Source organism: Accumulibacter sp. (genome assembly GCF_032229525.1).
Taxonomy (GTDB): Bacteria; Pseudomonadota; Gammaproteobacteria; order Burkholderiales; family Rhodocyclaceae; genus Accumulibacter.
On the sequence record NZ_JAVTWB010000232.1, the window covers coordinates 8,616 to 28,857 of the forward strand.

The following is a 20,242-nucleotide window of genomic DNA, read 5'->3' on the forward strand; positions in this document are numbered from 1 at the left end:
GGCGCGACATGGCGGTGGCGATCGCATCGTAGAGGTCGGACTGGCGCACCGGTTTGCTCAGGTAGCAGTCGATTGGCGCCCTCTCTCGGTCCGGGTGGTCGCTGGCGACACTGGCCGACGAGAGCATCACCAGCGGCAAGGTGGCCCAGCGCGTCTCCGCCTTGATCGCGCGCGCCAGCTCGAAACCGTCCATCGTCGGCATCTGCAGGTCGACCATGACCAGGTCGAAAGGCGGGGCCGCTGACCGCCGCAACTCCTGCAGGGCGGTGTAGCCGTCGGCGACGCCGGTGCAGCGCATCGACCAGCCGGTGAGCTGGTGGGCGAGGATTTCACGGTTGGTGTCATTGTCGTCGACCACCAGCACACGCAGCCCCTTGAGGTCTTCGTTGCGCTCGATCGCCGAGCGCGCGTCGGAATCCTGCTTGGCCAGGGCCAGCTCGAACCAGAACGTCGTGCCGCGACCGGCTGCGCTGCGCAGGCCGATCTGCCCGCCCATCATCTCGACCAGGCGCTTGGCGATCGCCAGCCCCAGGCCGCTACCACCGAAACGTCGGGTGGTCGAGCTGTCGGCCTGGCCGAAGGCGCGGAACAGGCGCGCTTGCGCCTCCGCGTCGATGCCGATGCCGCTATCCTGTACTTCGACGCGGAAGCGCCCCTGCCGGGGCGTCTCGTCGAGCCGCGTGACGGCGATGAGCACCTCACCGTGGCTGGTAAACTTGACCGCGTTACTCACCAGATTGGTCATGATCTGGCGTACCCGTACCGGATCGCCGATCACCGCAACCGGCAGGTCGTGCGGCACGCTGCAGACGATCTCCACGCCCTTGCCGTCGGCCAGCTGGGCGAACAGGTAGGCGACGTCCTCCACCAGTTGGCGCAGGTCGAAGTTGATCCTCTCGAGCTCCAGCTTGCCGGCTTCGATCTTGGAGAAATCGAGGATGTCGTTGACGATGCTCAGCAGATGCTGGCCGGACTGGTGGACGGCATCTGCGAAGCGCCTCTGCTGCGCACTGAGCGGTGTGCCGCGCAACAGTTCGGCCATCCCGAGAATGCCGTTCATCGGCGTGCGAATTTCGTGACTCATGTTGGCCAGAAAGTCACTCTTCGCCCGGTTGCCGGCTTCGGCGCGATCTCTCGCCAGGCGAAGTTCGGCGGTGCGTGCCGCGATCTCCTTTTCCAGTTCGTCGCTGTGCGCCGCCAGGCGCCGGTCCCGATGCTCGATTTGCTCGAGCATGATGTTGAATCCTTGCGCCAGTTTGCCGATCTCGTCGCGCGATTCGACCGGTGCGCGCAGCGAGTAATCGCTATCTCGTGACACCTTCGCCATGGCGCCGACCAGAGCGGAGATCGGCGCCATGATGGCACGGTAAGTCCAGACAAAGCCTGCGAGGAGAACCAGGACCATGAGCAGCACGATCACCGTCACCAGGGCGGTGAAGCGTTGCATTTCGATCTTCGCGGCGCTGCGGATCCTGGTGCGAAAGTCGTCGAGTTCCTCGCTGAGGCGGGTCGCCTGACTGATTAGTCTGCCGAAGGCGATCATCGCTCGCTCGTTGTCCGGGCCGGGGCGGGGAATGACCAGGAAGGCGACGACGTCACTGCGAAACGTTTCCCACAGCGGCGAGATGTCGCCCGCGAGTTGCGCTTGCCGATCGGGGTCACGGGTGGCAGCGATCAGCTCGGGCCAGGTCCGGTCGAAGGCCAGTACGCCGCTGCCGACCTGTTTCCAGGCGGCGGGCGTGCCTTCCGTGAAGATCGTCTCGTCGAGTCCCTGCAGGGTCCGCTGCAGGTTGATGAATTGCTCGGTGGCGGCATTGATCACCGTCGATTTGCGCTCTGTGAGCCGGTAGCCATAGACCGCGGCCGCGGCCATGAAAGCCACCATGGCCAGCGCCAGGAGGCCCGCGAAGAGCAGCCGGGAACGGATGGCGAGACGCGAAGTGCTCATTGGCAGGGGACTCTGGCCCTGGCTACTCGATGGGCAGCCCTCGGGTGGTCCATCCGGCAAATCCGTCGCGCATCCAGAACACCTTGGTGTACCCCGCCTTGACGGCAAGCACCGTCGCCTTGTAGGACTTCCAGCCCTTGGGCCCATCGCTGTAGAGGATGATCATGGTGCTCTTGTCGGCGGGCAGCTTGGCGAGATCGAATGAGTCTTGCGCAACGTCGAAGTCCGGCGCGAAGGCGCTTTTCTCCCGGTAGGCGATCAGGGTGGCGCCAGGCACATGCCCCTTGCCGAAGTTGAGCGGGTTGCGCATGTCAAAGAAAGTCGCTGTCTTCTTGTCGAGCAGAGCCTTTGTCTGGTCAACGGTGAGCACGGTGGCGCCCTCGACGCTGGTCGGCGTATCGGGTTTGTAGTCGGCGGCAGTTGCCGGCGCCATGGCCAGCGCGAGGATTGCGAGCAGGTAGCCTGTCAGTTTGGTGAACATGAGCACGTCTCCAGAGGATGGTCGACACGAGGTAAAGCCACATTGCTGTGGCGATCCATATGGATAGCGGCAAGCCGACGGATAACTTGAGTGTCGTTACCGATGGCTCAGTTCTCCCTTGTCGGGCTGTTCCCGCCGCGGGCGATTTTCCGGCGCCGGTGTCGGCTACTGCTTCACCGCCTGCATCGCGCGCCGCAGCAGGCTGCCGAGCAGGACCGCCGCCAGCATCAGGCCAAGCAGCGAAGCCAGCCAGAAGCCAGCTGCGCCCATCGGCTGTCGGCCATGAAAGGCCAGCCACCAGCCGCCGAACAGGCCGACGCCCCAGAAGCAGATGACGTGTACCAGCATCGGCACGAAGGTGATCTTGTAGCCACGCAGCGCGTGTGCGGCAATCGTCTGAACGGCGTCGAAGAGCTGATAGAAGGCGACGTAGCCGAGCAGCGACAGCGCAACCGCCTGCACCGCCGGGTCGCCGGTGTAGGCGGCCGTCAACGGTGCGGCGAACAGCCACAATCCCAAGCCGAGCAGCGTGGACAGCACGCCGGCCAGCCACAGACCGGCACCGATCGACAGCTCGGCTCGTGGCCAGTCGCGCGCGCCAGCCGCTTGCCCCACTTGCGCCAGGGTGGCGATACCCAGCGCCAGCGGCAGCATGTAGCAGATCGCCGCCAGGTTGGCGACGATCCGGTGACCGGCGACCACCGTGGCGCCGAGTTGCGCGACGAACAGCGCCATCAGGGTGAACGAGGAGATCTCGACGAAGCTGGAAAAACCCATCGGTAGGCCGAGACGCAGCAGTTCACGCAAGGGCCTGCGGCGTGGCGGCTGCCAGCCGGCAATCAGGCGGTAAGGCGCCAGGGCCCTGGCGAACAACAGATAGCCGGCGGCACAGGCCATCGAGAACCAGCCGACGGCGGCGTTCGACAGACCACAGCCGAGCACGCCGAGCGCTTCGCCACCCCACTGGCCGGTGACCAGCGACCACGCCAGTCCGCCGTGCAGCAGCGTGCTGCCGAGGCTGATCAGCAACAGCGGGCGCGGCTTGCCGAGAGCATTGCAAAAGGCGTGGAAGGTCCGGTAGAGCAGCACTGCCGGCATGCCCATGGCGAGCATTACCAGGTAGCCGCGGGCCTTCGCTTCGACGGCCGGGTCGATGCGTGACAGCGCGAACAGGGTATCCGGGTGCAAGAGCAGGTATACCCCGGGGATCGCCAGCAGCAGGGCCAGCCACAAGGCCTGTTGCAGGGCGCCGGCGATCTCCTGCCCGCGGCCGGCGCCCTGCAGATGGGCGACGGTCGGCGCCACGGCCTGCAGGATGCCGGCGAGAGCGAACAACACCGAGATGTAGATGCCGCCGCCAACGGCCACCGCCGCCAGGTCTTCGGTGCCGTAGTGGCCCAGCAGGGCGGTGTCGATGACCATCATGCCCATCGACGTCAGCTGGGCGATCAGCATCGGCGTCGCGTGCGCGAGAATCAGACGGGATTGCTGGGCGAACATCGATGGCGGAGGCGACTGAGAGCCGCCAAGGCTACCCGATTTCACCGGCGCCCGGGTGAGCGGCTCTTTCCCGCGCGGCGCTTCGCGCGTCACTCGCCGCAGGGCTTGCGGCCGGGACGCCATATTGTTTGTTGAAAGATGACCCCGGTTGTACTAGGGTTTCGGCTTTGCCCACCTGGGAGACGACACCATGGTCGCAGCCGGCAGTACCGCCTACGAAGCCATCGAAGCCGCCAGCCGCGACGAGATCACGGCACTGCAGGTCGAGCGCCTGCGCTGGTCTCTGCGCCATGCCTATGAGCACGTCGCCCACTACCGGCGGAAATTCGACGACCATGGTGTCCATCCCGACGAGTTGAAGACGCTTGACGACCTGCGCAAGTTCCCTTTCACGACCAAGGCGGACCTCCGCGACAACTATCCCTTCGGGATGTTTGCCGTGCCGCGCGAGCAGGTGGTGCGGGTGCATGCCTCGTCCGGCACCACCGGCCAGCCGACCGTGGTCGGCTATACGCAGAAAGACATCGACATGTGGGCGACGCTGATGGCGCGCTCGATCTACGCGGCCGGCGGGCGGCGTGGCGACATGGTGCATGTGGGCTACGGTTACGGCCTGTTTACCGGTGGTCTCGGTGCGCACTACGGTGCCGAACGGCTGGGTTGCACGGTGATCCCGATGTCCGGTGGTCAGACCGAAAAGCAGGTGCAACTGATCGTCGATTTTCAGCCCGATATCATCATGGTGACGCCTTCGTACATGCTCAATCTGGCCGATGAGTTCAGCCGGCAAGGGGTTGCGCCGGCGTCGACCCGGCTGCGGGTCGGCCTGTTTGGCGCCGAACCGTGGAGCGAGCCGATGCGGCGCGAAATCGAGAGCACTTTCGGCATCGATGCGATCGACCTCTACGGCTTGTCGGAAATCATCGGCCCAGGCGTCGCCAGCGAGTGCGCCGAAAGCAAGGACGGGCCGGTGATCTGGGAGGATCATTTCTACCCCGAGATTATCGATCCGGCCACCGGCGAAGTGCTCCCGGACGATAGCCAGGGCGAACTCGTCTTTACCTCGCTGAGCAAGGAGGCGCTGCCGATGATCCGCTACCGGACGCGCGACCTGACCCGCCTGCTGCCGCCGACCTCGCGCTCGATGCGGCGGATGGACAAGATCACCGGCCGTTCGGACGACATGTTGATCATTCGCGGCGTCAATGTCTTCCCGTCGCAGATCGAGGAGCTGATTCTCCAGCAGCCGATGTTGTCGCCGCATTACCTGATCGAAGTCTGGCGCGACGGTCACCTCGACGCCGTCGACGTCCATGTTGAACTGAAGCGCGAGTACCGCTTCCGGCTGGCGGTGGACAAGGAGCATGTGGCAAATGCGTTGCGGCACCACATCAAGTCGTTTATCGGGATTACCGCGCAAGTGCGCATCGTCGACATCGGCGGTATAGAACGCTCACTCGGCAAGGCGCGGCGGGTGATCGACAAGCGACCCCGCGAGTGATGGTCCATGATCGCCGGCGACTTTCGGGAAACCATGGCCGCTCGCGGCTGCCATGCCGGGAGGCTGTGGGACGGCGGGTCGGGGAAGGGAAGATGGGCGGCGACGATCTCCCGAGCATGGACAGCGACGCGTCAAATCGGCCATAATCGCGGGATATTCACGCGGCGCCCGTCATGAAATTCCTCTTCGATCTTTTCCCGGTCATCCTCTTTTTTATCGCCTACAAGGCGGCCGACATCTACGTCGCGACCGGTGTGGCGATTGCGGCCACTTTCGCGCAGATCGGCTGGCTGTTGTTCAGGAAACGCAAGATCGACACCATGCTGTGGGTCAGTCTGGTGGTGATCAGCGTCTTCGGCGGCATGACGCTGATCCTGCACGATGAGGGCTTCATCAAGTGGAAGCCAACCATACTCTACTGGGCGTTCGCGGCGGTGTTGGTCGGCGGCGTGCTGTTCCGCCGAAAGAACCTGATTCGTATCTTGCTGGCCGGACAGATGGACCTGCCGGATGTCGCCTGGAACCAGCTCAACTGGGCATGGGCCGGGTTTTTCGCTTTCATGGGAGCCGTCAACCTGTTCGTTGCGTTCAACTTTTCGACCGACGACTGGGTGAACTTCAAGCTCTTCGGCGCTACCGGACTGATGCTGGTCTTTGTCCTCGCCCAGGGTGTGCTGCTGTCGAAATACATGGAGGACAAGAAATGATGTTTTACGCCATCGTCGGCGAAGATCGTCCGGACTCGCTGGCTGATCGCCTTGCCGCCCGGCCCGCGCATGTCGAGCGTCTCAAGGCGCTGCAAGACGAAGGTCGCCTGTTGCTGGCCGGGCCTTTTCCGGCCATCGACTCGCCGGACCCGGGGCCGGCCGGCTTTTCGGGCAGCCTGATCGTTGCCGAGTTCACTTCGCTCGAAGCGGCACGTAGCTGGGCAGACGCGGATCCTTACGCCGCCGCGGGCGTCTACCAGGCGGTCACCGTCAAGCCGTTCAAGAAAGTGCTGCCGGCGTGAGCGGTTCGCAAGCCGCTGCTGCCACCAGCAGTGAGGCGATCATTCAGCAGCGGCTCGCGGTTCTGCAGCCGATTCGTACCGAACTGATCGACGACTCGGCGCGCCATGCCGGGCACGAAGGTGCCAAAAGCGGTGGCGGGCACTATCGCCTGCTGATAGTCTCCACCGCTTTCGCTGGCAAGGGCCGTCTGGCTCGTCACCGCATCGTTCATGAGGCGCTCGGCGACCTGATGCACCACAGGATTCACGCCTTGAGCATCAAGGCGCTGACCCCGGAGGAAGTTCCCTCGTCGCTGGCTGCGCTCGCCTCCTGATCGAAGCCGTCCAGTTTCAACCCATCCCATCCCACTCCACCCCCATAGAAGGAAAGACAGACATGCACAAACTCTCCAAGCTGGCCGGCGCACTGCTGCTCGGCGCGCTGATCTCGCTACCGACAGTTGCCGCCGAAAAGGCCAAGAGCGGGGCGGTGGCCACCGTCAACGGGGTCGCCATTCCACAGACTGTCGCCAACGCCTTTCTGGCCGAGCAGGAGGCACAGGGCACGCCCGACACGCCGGAACTGAAAAGTGCGATCCGTGAAGAACTGATCCGCCGCGAGTTGCTGGCCCAGGAAGCGAAAAAAATGGGCCTCGACAAGAAGCCAGATATCGCAGCACAGGCCGATCTGGCGCGGCAGGCAATCTTCATCCGCGCCTTCATCCAGGAGTTCGTGAAGAAAAACCCGATCAGCGAAGAGCAGGTCAAGGCGGCCTATGATCGCCTGAAAGCCCAGATGGGGGGTACCGAGTACAAGGTCCGTCACATCCTGGTCGAAAAGGAAGACGACGCCAAGGCGATCATCGCCAACCTGAAGAAGGGCACCAAATTCGAGGAACTGGCCAAGCAGTCCAAGGACCCTGGTTCGAAGGAAAAGGGTGGCGATCTCGGCTGGACCAGTACCGCGAATTTCGTCAAGCCGTTCGGTGATGCCGTCGCCGCCCTGCCCAAAGGCAAGTATACGGAGACCCCGGTCAAGACCGATTTCGGCTATCACGTGATCCTGGTCGAGGATAGCCGCCCGCTTACGCCGCCACCTTTCGACCAGGTGAAAGTGCAAATTGGGCAGCGCCTGCAGCAGGAGCAAATCCAGAAAATGGTTGGCGAGCTGCGTGCCAAGGCCAAGGTCCAGTAGACGAGTCGACACCGCAAGAGAGAAAAAGGGCGCCAGTTTTCCGGCGCCCTTTTTCTTGGCCCGTCTGCCTATCCGGGTGGCGTCACGCTGTCCGACCAGCGTCCGGTCGCATCCAGCGCTACTGACTGCTCGCCGAAGCGCCATGCAAATGGCAAGGCGCGTGGATAGCGCCACACCTCGCGCGGCGTAAACCGCAGCAGCCGCTCGGCACCGGCAAAGCCATGCGCGCTGGCGGCTTGCCAGTCAACGCTCGCCATGCCGCTGGTCGACAACAAGGATCCGGTTGAATAGTCGGTAAACAACAGCGCCGCCTTGCCGTTGGCGACGATGTTGCCGAGCGTGTTGTAGAAGCGATTGCCGGCAAAATCGGGAAACAGCAGTGTGCCATCCGCATCGATGCGGATGAATCCGGGCTTGCCGCCGCGATGGGACACGTCGGCGCCGTGATGCGCCTGATCCCCCTCCTGGTCGTAGTGCGTAGCGATGAAGAAGTGATCCGCGCCGCCGATCAGCGCGCACGCATTGTCATCCCACGCCGTCACCGCTTCTCCCGCCGACGGTGAGACACGCCAGGTCGTGCCGGCTGGCAGTCGGGTTTCGCGGGTCTGGATGTATTTCGGGCAGTTGCCGAAAGACTGCACCACCTCGAGCTCGAAGCCGCTTTCATCGACCGTCAGCAGGCGGCCGTTGAGCCGGTTGCGGCGGCGGTTGGCGAAATTGATACCCAGCACGCCGAGCGTGGCGCCGGCAGACAAGGCTTGCCCGGGTGCACCGGCGAGCGGCTGTGCATCGACCCGCAAGTGCCGCGCATCGAGCGCATGCGCGAATCCCGGCGGGCCGGCGACCATCGCCACCCATGGTTGTGCATCGGCGTCGACAGTGGCCAGCAACAGCTGGTGCTGGCTGCGGAAGAACTCCTGGTGCTGCGCTAACAGGTGATCGCGAATGGCCGATCGGCCGACCGCCAGAATGCGGTCGTCGACGCCAGCAAGGCGCTGTGCCGCACGTTCTGCAGCGTGAAACGGCGAATTGTCTTCGATTTCCTGCATGTCCATATCCCTGATCGTGGCTTCCGGCGAAGCTCATGCGGCGGTGGCGATGAATTCCAGGCGTACGCCGCCCGGGATGGCGCACATCATGTGCCGGACGGGGCCGCCGCGCAGTGCTTCGGGGGCGAACTCGATGGCCACGCCCGGTGTGGTGGCGAGGCGTTGGTGCAAACGATCCAGAGCGCTCTGCTCGGGAAGCAGCAGGGCCAGGTGGTGCAGACCGATCACGTTCTTGCGATCGAAAGCGGTCGCCGTGGCCGGATCGGCGGCTTGCCACAAGGTAATCATCACCGTACCGTCGGAGACGAACACGGCCGGGTAGTCGGGGCGTTCGCCGACCTGGTCGAAGCCAAGGACGTCGACGAAGAAGGCGCGGGTGGCGGCGATATCGGGGACAGTCAGGCCGACGTGATGGACGCCGCGGGTTACGGCCGAAGTGTCGGTGGCAGGGGATTGGCTCATGGCAGGTTCCTTTGCTCGAGGTGGCTGGGTGGGTGGCATCTGACGCGGCGGCAAAACAGTGTCGTGCATCTGTATTTCGGAATAAATACCTGAATCGTGATTTAAGCACTTCGTATTGCGGAGTAATCTACCGGGATGGACAAGTTTCAGGCGATGCAGGTGTTCGCGACCATCGTCGACCAGGGTTCGCTGACCGCCGCCGCGCAGACCCTCGGCAAGTCGCTGCCGACCGTCGTGCGCACCCTCGCCGACCTCGAGAAAGCGCTCGACGCCCGCTTGTTGAGCCGCACCACCCGCAGCCTGGCACTCACCGAGGAAGGGCGTGGATACCTCGAACATTGCCGGCGCATCCTCGCCCACGTCGATGAGGCCGAAGCAGAACTGTCGGATCGGCACGGCGAAGCGGCCGGTCATCTGACGGTGACCGCCCCGGTGCTGTTCGGTCAGATGCACGTGGTGCCGGGCGTGAGTTCCTTCCTGTTACGCTACCGCCAGGCGCGCGTCGAACTGTTGCTGCTCGATCGCGTCGTCAATCTGGTGGATGAAGGCGTCGATCTGGCCGTGCGCATCGCGCACCTCGGCGATTCGTCGATGATCGCGCGCCCGGTCGGCCATATCCGCCGTGTCCTGTGCGCCAGCCCGGACTACCTGGCGCAGGCCGGAACACCCGCCTCACCCGGTGACCTGGCGCACTTCGAATGCATTCGCTGGCGTACTCAGGGCGGTGGCAGTCTGTGGTCGTTTCGCGGTACGGAGAGCGATGAGCGTGGCCGCGAGCGCGTCATCAACCTGCTGCCCCGCGGGCGGTTTGCCAGCAACCATGTGGCCGGCGCGATCAACGCCTGCGCGGCGGGATTGGGTCTCGGGAGCTTTCTTTCCTACCAGGTCGAATCGCTGGTGGCACAAGGCAAGCTGGTGGTCTTGCTGGCGGACTACGAGCTGCCGCCGATTCCGGTGAGCATCACCCATTGCTACACCCGACTGGTGCCCAGGCGCGTGCGCACGCTGATCGACTGGCTGACCGACGATCTGCAGCAGCGTCTGGCCGCACAGACGCTGACCTGAGCATCGGCCCGCTTGCAGCCGCAAGCGCGGATCAGCTACCGCTGGTGGTGATCATACCGGCCAACACCTAGCCGACCCAGCGCCGCGCGTTGCGGAACATCCTCAGCCACGGCGAATCGTGCCAGCCGCGCGCCTCCCAGTCGGCCGGGTGCCAGGACATCTGGACGCTGCGGAAGACGCGCTCTGGGTGCGGCATCATGATCGAAAAACGGCCGTCGGCGGTGGTGACGCCGGTGATGCCTGCCGGCGAACCGTTCGGGTTCTCCGGGTAGCGTTCGGTCGGCTGGCCGGCATGGTCGATGTGGCGCATCGTCACCAGGGTACGCGCCTGCGCTTCCGCCGAGGCGAAGACAGCGCGTCCCTCGCCGTGCGAAACGACCACCGGCAGCCGGCTGCCGGCCATGCCGGAGAAGAACAGTGACGGTGACTCGGGTAGCTCGACCTGCGACAGGCGCGCTTCGAACTGCTCGACGCGGTTGCGTTCGAAGCGTGGCCAGTCTTCGGCGCCGGGGATGATCGCCTTGAGCGCGCTCATCATCTGGCAGCCGTTGCAGACGCCAAGGGCGAAACTGTCGTCGCGAGCGAAGAAGCCGGAAAAACCATCGCGTGCGCGGTCGTTGAAGAGAATGGTCTTCGCCCAGCCCTGGCCAGCGCCGAGCACATCGCCGTAGGAGAAACCGCCGCAGGCCACGGCGCCCTTGAAATCGGCGAGCGCGACGCGGCCGGCGAGGATGTCGCTCATGTGCACGTCGAAGGCGGCGAAACCGGCGCGATCGAAGGCGGCGGCCATCTCTACGTGCCCATTGACGCCCTGTTCGCGCAGGATCGCCACCCGCGGGCGGGCGCCGCTGTTGATCATCGGCGCCGCGACGTCGTCACTCGGATCGAAGCTCAGCGTCACCGACAGGCCGCTGTCGGCGGTGTCGAGAATCCGGTCGTAAGCCTGTTGCGCGCACTCCGGGTTATCGCGCAGTTGTTGCATGCGGAAACTGGTTTCGGACCAGGCACGTTGCAGCTCGACGCGTGGCTCGTCGAACACCGCTTTGGCATTGCGGATGATCCGGACGCGGTCCCAGGGATTGGGCGCGCCGATGAACTGGGCGCAGGCGCCCAGACCGGCGGCACGCAGAATGGTCATCACCTCGCTGCGCTGGCTGCGCCGAATCTGCACCACGGCGCCGAGTTCCTCGCTGAACAGGGCGCTCACCAGCAGTTCGAAGGAGCGGCCGCCGAGCAGGTCGGGCCGTTTCTCGTTGCCGTCCACATCGTTTATCAGCGGGTCGTAGCACAGGCCGTCGGTGTCGATGGAAACGCCGCAGTGCGAAGCGAAGGCCATTTCGCAGAGGGTGGCGAAGAGGCCGCCGTCGGCGCGGTCGTGGTAGGCGAGCAGCAGATCGTCGGCCGCCAGTTTCCTTGTCGCGCTGAAGAAGGAGACCAGGCGGGCGGGGTCGTCGACGTCCGGTGCCTCGCTGCCGGTGGTGTTGAACACCTGCGCCAGCGCCGAACCGCCGAGGCGGTTGCGGCCGCCACCGAGATCGATCAGCAGCAGGTCGGTTTCGCCGGCATCGAGCACCAGTTGCGGGGTCAGTGTGCGGCGCGCGTCCTGCACCCGCGCGAAGCCGGTGACGATCAGCGACAACGGCGAGACCACCTGTTTCTGTTTGCCCGCGTTTTCGTTGCCATCTTCCTGCCAGGCGCTGCGCATCGACAGCGAGTCCTTGCCGACCGGGATCGAGACGCCGATCTGCTGGCAGAGGTCGGAGACGGCCCGCACGGTGTCGAACAGCCGCGCATCCTCGCCCGGAAAGCCGGCAGCGGCCATCCAGTTGGCCGACAGCTTGACGTCGCCGAGCGCGGCGATGTCGGCGGCGGCGATGTTGGTGATCGCCTCGCCGACCGCCATGCGCCCTGAGGCCGGGGCGTCGAGCACGGCCAGCGGCGTGCGTTCGCCGATCGCGAAGGCCTCGCCGAGGTAGCCGTCGAAGGCCATCAGCGTTACCGCCACGTCGGCGCACGGCACCTGCCACGGCCCGACCATCTGGTCGCGGGCGGTCAGGCCACCGACCGAGCGGTCGCCGATGGTGATCAGGAAGGTCTTGTCGGCCACCGCCGGCAGACGCAGCACGCGACCGGCGGCTTCCCTGAGATCGACCGTCGTGGGGTCGAAAGGCACGGTCCGCGGCGCCAGGTGCGTGGCAGTGCGGGTCATCCGCGGCGGCTTGCCGAGCAGCGCGTCCATGTCCATGTCCACCGGATCGTTGCCAAAGTGGCTGTCGGCGACGACCAGGCGCTTGTCGCTGGTGGTGACGCCGACGACGGCGAACGGGCAGCGTTCACGTGCGCACAGCGCCTGGAATTCGGCCAGACGACCGGGTGCGATGGCCATCACGTAGCGTTCCTGCGCCTCGTTGCACCAGATTTCGGCCGGCGACATGCCCGGCTCTTCGATGTTTACCGCGCGCAGTTCGAAGCGCGCGCCGCAGCCGGCGCCGTGCGCCAGTTCCGGCAACGCGTTGGAAATGCCGCCGGCACCGACATCGTGTACCGACAGGATCGGATTGCCGTCGGTGGCTACCGAGCCATCGCCGAGGGGAGCGCCCATCTGCCAGCAGCGGTCGATGACTTCCTGTGCGCGGCGTTGAATCTCGGGGTTGCCGCGCTGCACCGAGGCAAAGTCGAGGTCGGCGGTGTTGCTGCCGGTGGTCATCGAGCTGGCGGCGCCGCCGCCGAGGCCGATCAGCATGCCCGGGCCGCCGAGCTGGATCAGCAGCGTGCCGGCGGGCAGGGTCTCGGCCTTGAACGACTGGCTGGCGGCGATGTTGCCGACGCCGCCAGCGATCATGATCGGCTTGTGATAACCGCGTACCAGCTCCTCGTCGCCGCTGCCGGTCAGCTGCTGGTAGGTGCGGAAATAGCCTGCCAGGTTCGGGCGGCCGAACTCGTTGTTGAAAGCGGCGGCGCCGATCGGCCCCTCGAGCATGATCGCCAGCGGCGAAGCGATGCGGGCGGGGCGGCCGTAGCTGGCGGTGGCGGTCTCCCAGGGTTGGCGCGCACCGGGGATGTCGAGATTGGAGACCGAGAAGCCGCACAGGCCGGCCTTCGGCTTGGAGCCGCGACCGGTGGCGCCTTCGTCGCGAATCTCGCCACCGGAGCCGGTCGCCGCGCCGGGAAAGGGCGAAATCGCCGTCGGATGATTGTGCGTCTCGACCTTGGCGAGAATGTGCGTCATCTGTTCGCGATAGCCGTAGCGGCCATCGCCAGCCGCGTGGAACAGCGCCACGCAGGCGCCTTCGATCACCGAGGAATTGTCGGAATAGGCGACGACCGTTCCCGCCGGGTGCGCCGAGTGCGTCTCGCGGATCATCCCGAACAGCGTTTCGCTGCGTGCCTGCCCGTCGATCACCCAGGAGGCGTTGAAGATCTTGTGCCGGCAGTGCTCGGAATTGGCCTGCGCGAACATCATCAGCTCGACGTCGGTCGGATTGCGCTGCGCCTTGATGAACAGGTCGACCAGGTAATCGACTTCATCGTCCGACAAGGCCAGTCCCAGTCGCGTGTTGGCTTCGGCCAGCGCGGCGTGACCACCGCCCAGCAGATCGACGGTGGCCAGCGGCGTCGGCGCAAAGTGGCGGAAGAGGTCGGCGGTCTGCGCGAAGTCGTCGAGCACGGTTTCCAGCATGCGGTCGTGCAGGAGCGCTGCGATCTCGCTCCGCTGGGCGGTCGACAACTGCCGCTTGCCCGCGTCGAGGCCGTAGGCGATGCCGCGCTCGATGCGCTCGATCGCCTGCAGGCCGCTGTTCCAGGCGATGTCGGTGGCTTTCGACGACCACGGCGAGATCGTCCCGAAGCGGGGAGTAACCAGGAAAAATGCGCCGCTGCCGGCCGCTTCGGCGGGCCGCTCTTCGAGCAGCAGCGCGAGTTGCTGCCGCTCCGCCACAGCGAGTGCCGTCCGGGTGGCGACGAAGTGCCAGTACTCGGCGGTGGCGATGCGCACCCCGGGGACGACAGCGGTGACGCGCTGCTGCAGACCCTGCAGGCGGAAAGACGAAAACGCGGCGGCGCCGCGGAGAAAAAGGATATCGGCCATGGCGGGCGGGCTGCAGAGAAGGGCAGGCGAAGCTGCGTTCGGGGAAAGACGCCGGGAAAGAACGGCGGGGAGCCGCGATTATAGCCGACCGCGACTTTGCTCTCTTGCTCCTGGCGTTCAACAACGCGCCTGCTGACCTGTAGGAGCCCGATTTATCGGGCGATAAGCGCCTGGATCAGCCCGGCCGCCCGGGACAGCGCGGGGCGTCGCCATCGCCCGATCAATCGGGCTCCTACCGGGGGAGGCCGCGCTTCCGGGCAAGGCTCTCACTCATCCATTCCTGCAAAATTTCCGCGGCGCGCTCCATCTTCGCGATGATCGCCGTGCGAGGTGGCGTGATCGCCGGTGCCGGCGAATGCAGGTCCGAGTGGTCTGGCAATTGCGCGCGGGGAGCAGAAGACAGGTGAATCCCAGCACTGGCCACGGCACGGATGGCTACCCGCAAGCGGGTCTCAACAGCGGTGGGCGAGGCGTGCGCAGGCCGCTTTGTGCGCTGCGTTAGATCCCGCGAAACTCCTTGGGAACGGTTCGCCGGTGGACGACCGGTTTCGCCGGATGACGACGATGGCATTGGCGAAGTCGACCCTCGCCGATCGTTGACCGTCGTTGTCATAACGTGTATCACTGGCGCGCGCAGTATTCCTGCCGCGCACCCTTGTGTACGAGAGGAGACCTACATTGTCAAAAAAGACAGACAAGAAGAAATCCGCCGAGTCAGAGGCAAAGAATCTGGTGGCGACAGCCATTGATGCCATGCAAGTGTTGAATGATCGTGTCGCCGCGCTGGAAGAGCAGCTGGTACAGCTGAGCCTCAAGGAAGGGCCGGCCGGACCTCCGGGCAAGACGGGGTCGGCCGGGCGCAAGGGAGAGCAGGGCCCGGCGGGCCCGGTCGGTCCTCCCGGCGCGAAAGGTGAGAGCGGTGAGAAGGGTGAGAAGGGTGCGATGGGCGCTGCGGGAGCTCAGGGGCCGGCGGGGACACCAGGCAAGCCGGGTCCAACAGGTCCCACAGGTCCTCAAGGCAAGGAAGGCCCGGCCGGTGCGAAAGGCGCGGCAGGAGCCACGGGTGTCCAGGGTCCTGCCGGCGCGCAGGGCAAGCCCGGGCCAGATGGGGCCCCAGGCAAAGCTGGGCCTGCCGGGCCGAAGGGTGTTGCGGGTGCCAAGGGAGCGCAGGGGCTGGCGGGCGCAAAAGGGGAATCCGCGCCTCCCGCCTGACCACCCGGCCGCAGCATTCTGTGCCGGGCCCGGATCGGTCAAGGCACCAAGCCGGGCGGAGAGTTGACGACACCAACGGAGACTATCCGCCCGCACTACGGTGATGGCGCCGGCGGCTGCGTGTCTCCCGTGACCGGCGCGCGCCGACACTTGGCAACGATGCAGGTCGTGGGTGGTGAAGCCGCCCCAGCGCCACTGGTTTTTCAGCTCATCGAAGGTGTTCTTCGCATTAACCCGGTCGCGCCAGAGTTAGCCGAGCGAGAGCACTTCGTGGTCGAGATTGGTGCCCCGCAGGTCGGCCTTGCTCGCTGCCGTTCGGGCTGGTGTAGGGCAGCGGACAGCGTTCCTGCCAGCCCGACCATAACCTGGTCAGCGTCAAAAACTCAATGAAGTAGACCAGTTGCCCGATCGGTGTGGACGCACTGTCCGCCTCCCAGCACACCTGTACGCGCCCGCCCGCCGTGCGCACTCCAGCACACGACATTTGCATTTCAGCAGCCTTCAAGCGCGCCAATTTCGACTCACCCATCGGGGGATTCCCCCGACTAAGGTCAAACCAGTCCGCCGCTCGCAGCTCGCGGCTCGCAGCCGCGTGCCCGGAGCAGTAGGCTGCCGGAAAAGGCTTGATTCGAGCCAAGATGATGGACTGACCCGTCGCCTGTGGCTACACTTGCGGGTTGCGGTCTCTTGCGTGCCGTGCTCAGGGGGAAAAGGACAGCCATGCAAATAAACATCGAGAACAAGGCAACGGCCTCTGCGGCGTACGATACCAAGAAAAAGCGACTGGTCGAGACGATCGATCGACTCTACGTACGCGATGCGCGGGCGTCATTGCAGAAGATGCTCTCCAAAATCCATCCTGCAGACCTGGTCGCGGTTCTCGATGATTTGCCCCCGGCGCACGTGGTGGACATTTTTTACGCGATCGCCGACACCGAGTCGGCGGCCGACGTCTTCGGCCAGTTGCCAGCGAACCTGCGGCGACAGGTGATGAGCGAGGCGAAGGTCGAACAGCTGGCGCGCGTGCTGGAACACCTCCCGCCGGACGACCTCGCGGACCTCGTCGGGGACCTGCCGGAGGATCAGCGCGAGCAACTGATGGGCCTGCTCGGACACGAAAGCAAGGACGAAGTCGAGAGCCTGCTGCAGTACGCTTCGGACAGCGCTGGCGGCATCATGACCACCGACATTTTCTCCCTGGCGCACACCCTGACAGTGGAAGAGGGGATCGCCAGCATCCGCAGTCGCGAAGACGTCGAGATGGTTTTCTATCTCTACCTCACCGACGAAGCGGGGCAATTGTCCGGCGTCGTCTCCCTGCGGCAATTGTTGCTGGCTGATCCCGCGACGCCACTGCACAAGATCATGAACCGGCGCGTGATGAAGGTGACCACGGATACCGACCAGACCACCGTCGCCATGCTGGTCGACAAGTATCGCCTGCTCGCCATTCCGGTGGTAGACGACGAGAACCTCCTGGTCGGTATGGTCACGGTCGATGACGTTATCGACGTCATCGAAGAAGAGACCACCCGCGACATGCTGAAGATGGCGGGTACCGACGAGTCGGAGACGCTCACCCAATCGGCCTTCAAGATCGCCAAAATTCGCTTGCCCTGGTTGCTGGCTGCGTTCGTCGGCGGGCTCGCGGCGACCGCGGTGATCGGCCAATACGAGGAGATTCTGGCGCAAGTCCTGGTGTTGGGAGCCTTCCTGCCGGTGGTCATGGGTATGGCCGGTAACGTCGGCGTGCAGTCAGCCACGGTCGCCGTGCGCGGCCTGGCGACCGGCGCCATCGACGTTCGCGACACCGGGCCGCTGGTGCTCAAGGAGCTACGCGTCGGTTTGCTGCTGGGCGGCTTCTATGGCGTCATCCTCGCGCTCTACGGGTATCTGATGCACGATAGCCTCGCGCTGGGCGAGGTCGTCGGTCTGACGATCCTGGTCAACATGACCGGCGCTGCCTTGCTCGCCGTGCTCCTGCCGATGATCTTCGAACGCCTGAAGGTTGACCCCGCAGTCGCCACCGGCCCCTTCGTGACCACCGCCATCGACATCTTCGGGGTCTTGAACTACTTCGTGATCGCCAGCTGGATTTACGAGCTCTAGGCGACGCCGGCCGAACCATCGCCGACCAGGCCTGGCCCGCTCACCCGGTCCGCCGGCCGGCGTCGACGCCGAGCGTGCGCGAAGCGGTCAGCCCGTGCATTTGGCCTTCGCCAGGCGCGTCGCTTTCACGATCTTGCTGACTCGCGAGCAGTGCTCTGCCGCGAGTCCCTCCGTTTCACCGAAGGCCGCTAGGATCTGCCGAATTTCACGCCATTCCGCCGACTCGGCTTGGCCAACCATCGCCCGGGAACTACTCCACGGCCACTCACCCGGTGTCCGAAACATCCGCGCGTGCACCGGCTTGAGCACGGCATAGCGGGCAAACTCCAGCAGCTGCGCATCCTTCTTCACCAGGATCGCCTTGCATCGCCCCTGGAAGGCGTGTCCGGCGCGGTCGTAGGTACGATTGAAGCGCTCCCACACCTCCCCGAGGACGTCGAGGAACTCTTGTCGGTCGCCATCGGCGAGGTAAATGTCCTCGCCTCCATCGCCACCTGCCGTGAGGTGATAAAGCGCGCCGACAAACTCCGGACGACGAGGCCTGGCCATGCGCTGCAGATCAGATCAGGAAGGGGCTAGAGGAAGGATCGGACCCCGGGGCGCGGGATTTTCAGATGGCCTGCGAAAAAAGCCTCAAGTTAATCCATTTCTGGCCGTAGTACGCCATACATTGACAGCGTCTAGCCCGGCTGGCAGTAGTCGGTGGGTCGGCGGGAAGTTGATCTGGCCGACCGCTCGTCGGCAGGTTCCATGGCGCGCTGCGGGTTGACGTTCGACCGGCATCGTTCGCTCAGCACCGTGCATTGGCCGTACGCGTTATGATGCCGCACAACGGTTTTCCGGCGACGGGCCGGACCGGCAGGCAGCAGTTAGCGGGTCGCTCACCCGCTTTTTTTTGTCGTCGTTTTCCTGGCCAAAGCCCATTGCCATCGACCTCTTGGTTACACCGAAAAAACCAATTCCAAAAAGCGAAAGGTTTCCAATGAAGAATCTCTCCACGAATGCCAAGCTTACGATTCTCGCAGTCATTACCGCCGCGCTGTTCGCAGTGCTGGGTGCCGCGGGAATATTCAGCATGCACAAGATGCAAGAGAGGGTCGAAAGCGATCTGGCGGCCGCCAAGGTGGATAACGGCATCCTGGTTGCCATCGAGAGCGCTCACGTGCATTTCAAGGTGCAGGTCCAGGAATGGAAGAACATCCTCATTCGTGGTAATGACCCGGCAAAATTCGACAAGTACCTTGGCGAGTTTGGCGAGCAGGAAAGGAAGGTTCAGGACGCGCTGGGAGCTGCCGCCAAGGCGATGAAGGAACGCGGCGTCGCGGTCGCCGAGCTGGAGAAATTGCTGGCCGATCACAAGGAAATGGGAGGCAAGTACCGGGAAGCGCTGAAATCCTTCGAGCAGGCGAATCCTGCGGCCGGTCATGTCGTTGACCAGCTGGTTTCGGGCATGGACCGCGCCACGGGAGCTGGCATGGAGAAGGCAGCGGGCGATATGGAAAAACGTTCCGAGGAGCGCATCCAGAGCCAGATCGAGGAAGCCGAGGCGAGCTACCAGAAGGCGCGCAGCATGTTCGCGACGATCGCCGTGATCGGTCTCCTGTTCGCCGCCACGCTTTCCATCCTCATCAAGCGTGACATCATGCGGCTGCTGGGCGGAGAGCCTGCGCACGCGGCGGCAGTGACCAGCAGGATCGCTTCCGGCGATCTGACCGAGAGCATCAAGACCAGGGCCGATGACAAATCGAGCTTGCTGACCGCGCTCAAGGAGATGCAGGTGTTTTTGCAGGACGTGATCGGCAAGATTCGCGATGCTGGCGGCCGCCTGGCGGAAGACGCGTCAAAGATGAGTGCCGCGTCCGATCAAGTCTCCGAGAGTTCCAACCAGCAAAGCGACGCTGCCGGCTCGATGGCTGCGGCTGTCGAGGAAATGACGGCCAGCATCCGCCAGGTCTCATCCAGCGCCGATGATGCGCGCAAGATGGCTGTCGAGGCAGGAACGCTGTCGCGCGAGGGAGAAGGAGCCGTTAAAAGCGCGGTCAACGAGATCAACAAGATCTCCGAAACGTTTCGTCATTCCAGCGAGCTGATTGCCAACCTCAAGGACCAGTCGGCAAAGATCTCGGTCATAGTAAATGTCATCAAGGAGATTGCGGATCAGACCAATCTGCTGGCCTTGAATGCGGCCATCGAGGCGGCGCGCGCCGGGGATCAGGGCCGCGGATTCGCTGTCGTGGCAGACGAAGTGAGGAAGCTGGCAGAGCGCACCACCTCCGCGACGCAGGAAGTGGCGAGCATGGTCGGGGCGATTCAGAGCGGCGCCGAGAGCGCCATGCAAGGCATGACCGAAGGTGGTGTTCAGCTTGGCGAAGGCGTGCGCATGGCCGCCCAGGCGGGTGAATCGATGACCCATATCGAGGCCAGCAGCCGGAGCGTCCTGGACGCGGTGTCGGAAATCTCGTCGGCGCTGCACGAGCAAAGCGCGACCAGCGAGCTGATTGCCCAGAATGTCGAGAAGATCGCGCAGATGACCGAGCAGAACAATGCCGCCGTCAATGGCGTGAACAAGGCCGCCAGGCATCTGGAAACCTTGTCCGGAACGCTGAACTCGCTGGTGGGGCGGTTCAAGGTCTAGCGCCGCGCAC

At 64.6% G+C, this 20,242-nt stretch carries 15 protein-coding genes; 8 read left to right on the top strand and 7 right to left on the bottom strand.

The genetic code is table 11. The features are described from left to right. From RUW20_RS18515 to RUW20_RS18525, 3 genes are all read right to left on the bottom strand, one after another. Window positions 1–1,948, bottom strand: a 1,948-nt coding sequence (locus RUW20_RS18515) for an ATP-binding protein (RefSeq protein WP_313953694.1), incomplete at its 3' end; no start/stop codon positions are given. Between the two features lie 22 nt (window positions 1,949–1,970). Beyond that, window positions 1,971–2,429 (bottom strand): rhodanese-like domain-containing protein, encoded by a 459-nt coding sequence (locus tag RUW20_RS18520; RefSeq protein ID WP_313953695.1) that lies wholly within the window; start codon window positions 2,427–2,429, stop codon window positions 1,971–1,973. A gap of 165 nt (window positions 2,430–2,594) precedes the next feature. Continuing rightward, on the bottom strand, window positions 2,595–3,929 hold the full coding sequence (locus RUW20_RS18525) for an MATE family efflux transporter (protein WP_313953696.1): 1,335 nt from the start codon (window positions 3,927–3,929) through the stop codon (window positions 2,595–2,597). 190 nt (window positions 3,930–4,119) lie between these two features. Here RUW20_RS18525 and paaK point away from each other — a divergent pair, with 190 nt between their 5' ends. The 5 genes from paaK to RUW20_RS18550 all read left to right on the top strand — a co-directional run bounded on the left by paaK (window position 4,120) and on the right by RUW20_RS18550 (window position 7,613). Beyond that, window positions 4,120–5,430, top strand: coding sequence for a phenylacetate--CoA ligase PaaK (gene paaK, locus RUW20_RS18530; protein ID WP_313953697.1), 1,311 nt, complete (start codon window positions 4,120–4,122; stop codon window positions 5,428–5,430). Window positions 5,431–5,603: 173 nt separating this feature from the next. Beyond that, window positions 5,604–6,137 carry a septation protein A gene (locus tag RUW20_RS18535; protein WP_313953698.1) on the top strand — a complete coding sequence of 178 codons (534 nt, stop codon included), beginning with the start codon at window positions 5,604–5,606 and terminating at the stop codon, window positions 6,135–6,137. Next, window positions 6,137–6,439, top strand: a complete 303-nt coding sequence (locus RUW20_RS18540; RefSeq protein ID WP_313953708.1) for a YciI family protein — start codon at window positions 6,137–6,139, stop codon at window positions 6,437–6,439. The genes RUW20_RS18535 and RUW20_RS18540 overlap by 1 nt, the downstream gene beginning before the upstream one ends. After that, window positions 6,436–6,753 carry a BolA family protein gene (locus tag RUW20_RS18545; protein WP_313953699.1) on the top strand — a complete coding sequence of 106 codons (318 nt, stop codon included), beginning with the start codon at window positions 6,436–6,438 and terminating at the stop codon, window positions 6,751–6,753. The genes RUW20_RS18540 and RUW20_RS18545 overlap by 4 nt, the downstream gene beginning before the upstream one ends. Before the next feature lie 62 nt (window positions 6,754–6,815). Then, entirely contained in the window at window positions 6,816–7,613 is a 798-nt protein-coding gene (locus tag RUW20_RS18550; protein ID WP_313953700.1) for a peptidyl-prolyl cis-trans isomerase, read from the top strand. A 68-nt stretch (window positions 7,614–7,681) separates the two neighbouring features. Here RUW20_RS18550 and RUW20_RS18555 read toward each other — a convergent pair whose 3' ends face one another. Continuing rightward, window positions 7,682–8,662 carry a pyridoxamine 5'-phosphate oxidase family protein gene (locus RUW20_RS18555; RefSeq protein ID WP_313953701.1) on the bottom strand — a complete coding sequence of 327 codons (981 nt, stop codon included), beginning with the start codon at window positions 8,660–8,662 and terminating at the stop codon, window positions 7,682–7,684. A 33-nt stretch (window positions 8,663–8,695) separates the two neighbouring features. Beyond that, entirely contained in the window at window positions 8,696–9,124 is a 429-nt protein-coding gene (locus RUW20_RS18560; protein ID WP_313953702.1) for a VOC family protein, read from the bottom strand. Between the two features lie 135 nt (window positions 9,125–9,259). On the opposite strand from RUW20_RS18560, the gene RUW20_RS18565 reads away from it, so the two are divergent. After that, window positions 9,260–10,189 carry a LysR family transcriptional regulator gene (locus RUW20_RS18565; protein WP_313953703.1) on the top strand — a complete coding sequence of 310 codons (930 nt, stop codon included), beginning with the start codon at window positions 9,260–9,262 and terminating at the stop codon, window positions 10,187–10,189. 67 nt (window positions 10,190–10,256) lie between these two features. Here the strand turns inward: RUW20_RS18565 and purL are convergent, their stop codons facing one another. Next, the gene (gene purL / locus RUW20_RS18570) at window positions 10,257–14,276 is read right to left on the bottom strand and encodes a phosphoribosylformylglycinamidine synthase (protein WP_313953704.1); all 4,020 of its coding nucleotides are present in this window, start codon (window positions 14,274–14,276) and stop codon (window positions 10,257–10,259) included. Between the two features lie 1,932 nt (window positions 14,277–16,208). On the opposite strand from purL, the gene mgtE reads away from it, so the two are divergent. Continuing rightward, the gene (gene mgtE / locus RUW20_RS18575) at window positions 16,209–17,597 is read left to right on the top strand and encodes a magnesium transporter (protein WP_313953705.1); all 1,389 of its coding nucleotides are present in this window, start codon (window positions 16,209–16,211) and stop codon (window positions 17,595–17,597) included. 87 nt (window positions 17,598–17,684) lie between these two features. Here mgtE and RUW20_RS18580 read toward each other — a convergent pair whose 3' ends face one another. Continuing rightward, a complete protein-coding gene (locus RUW20_RS18580) occupies window positions 17,685–18,146 on the bottom strand; it encodes a hypothetical protein (RefSeq protein WP_313953706.1) in 462 nt (153 codons plus the stop codon). A gap of 433 nt (window positions 18,147–18,579) precedes the next feature. On the opposite strand from RUW20_RS18580, the gene RUW20_RS18585 reads away from it, so the two are divergent. Further along, complete coding sequence (locus RUW20_RS18585; protein ID WP_313953707.1) at window positions 18,580–20,232, top strand: methyl-accepting chemotaxis protein; 1,653 nt, start codon at window positions 18,580–18,582, stop codon at window positions 20,230–20,232. Window positions 20,233–20,242 lie beyond the last annotated feature (10 nt).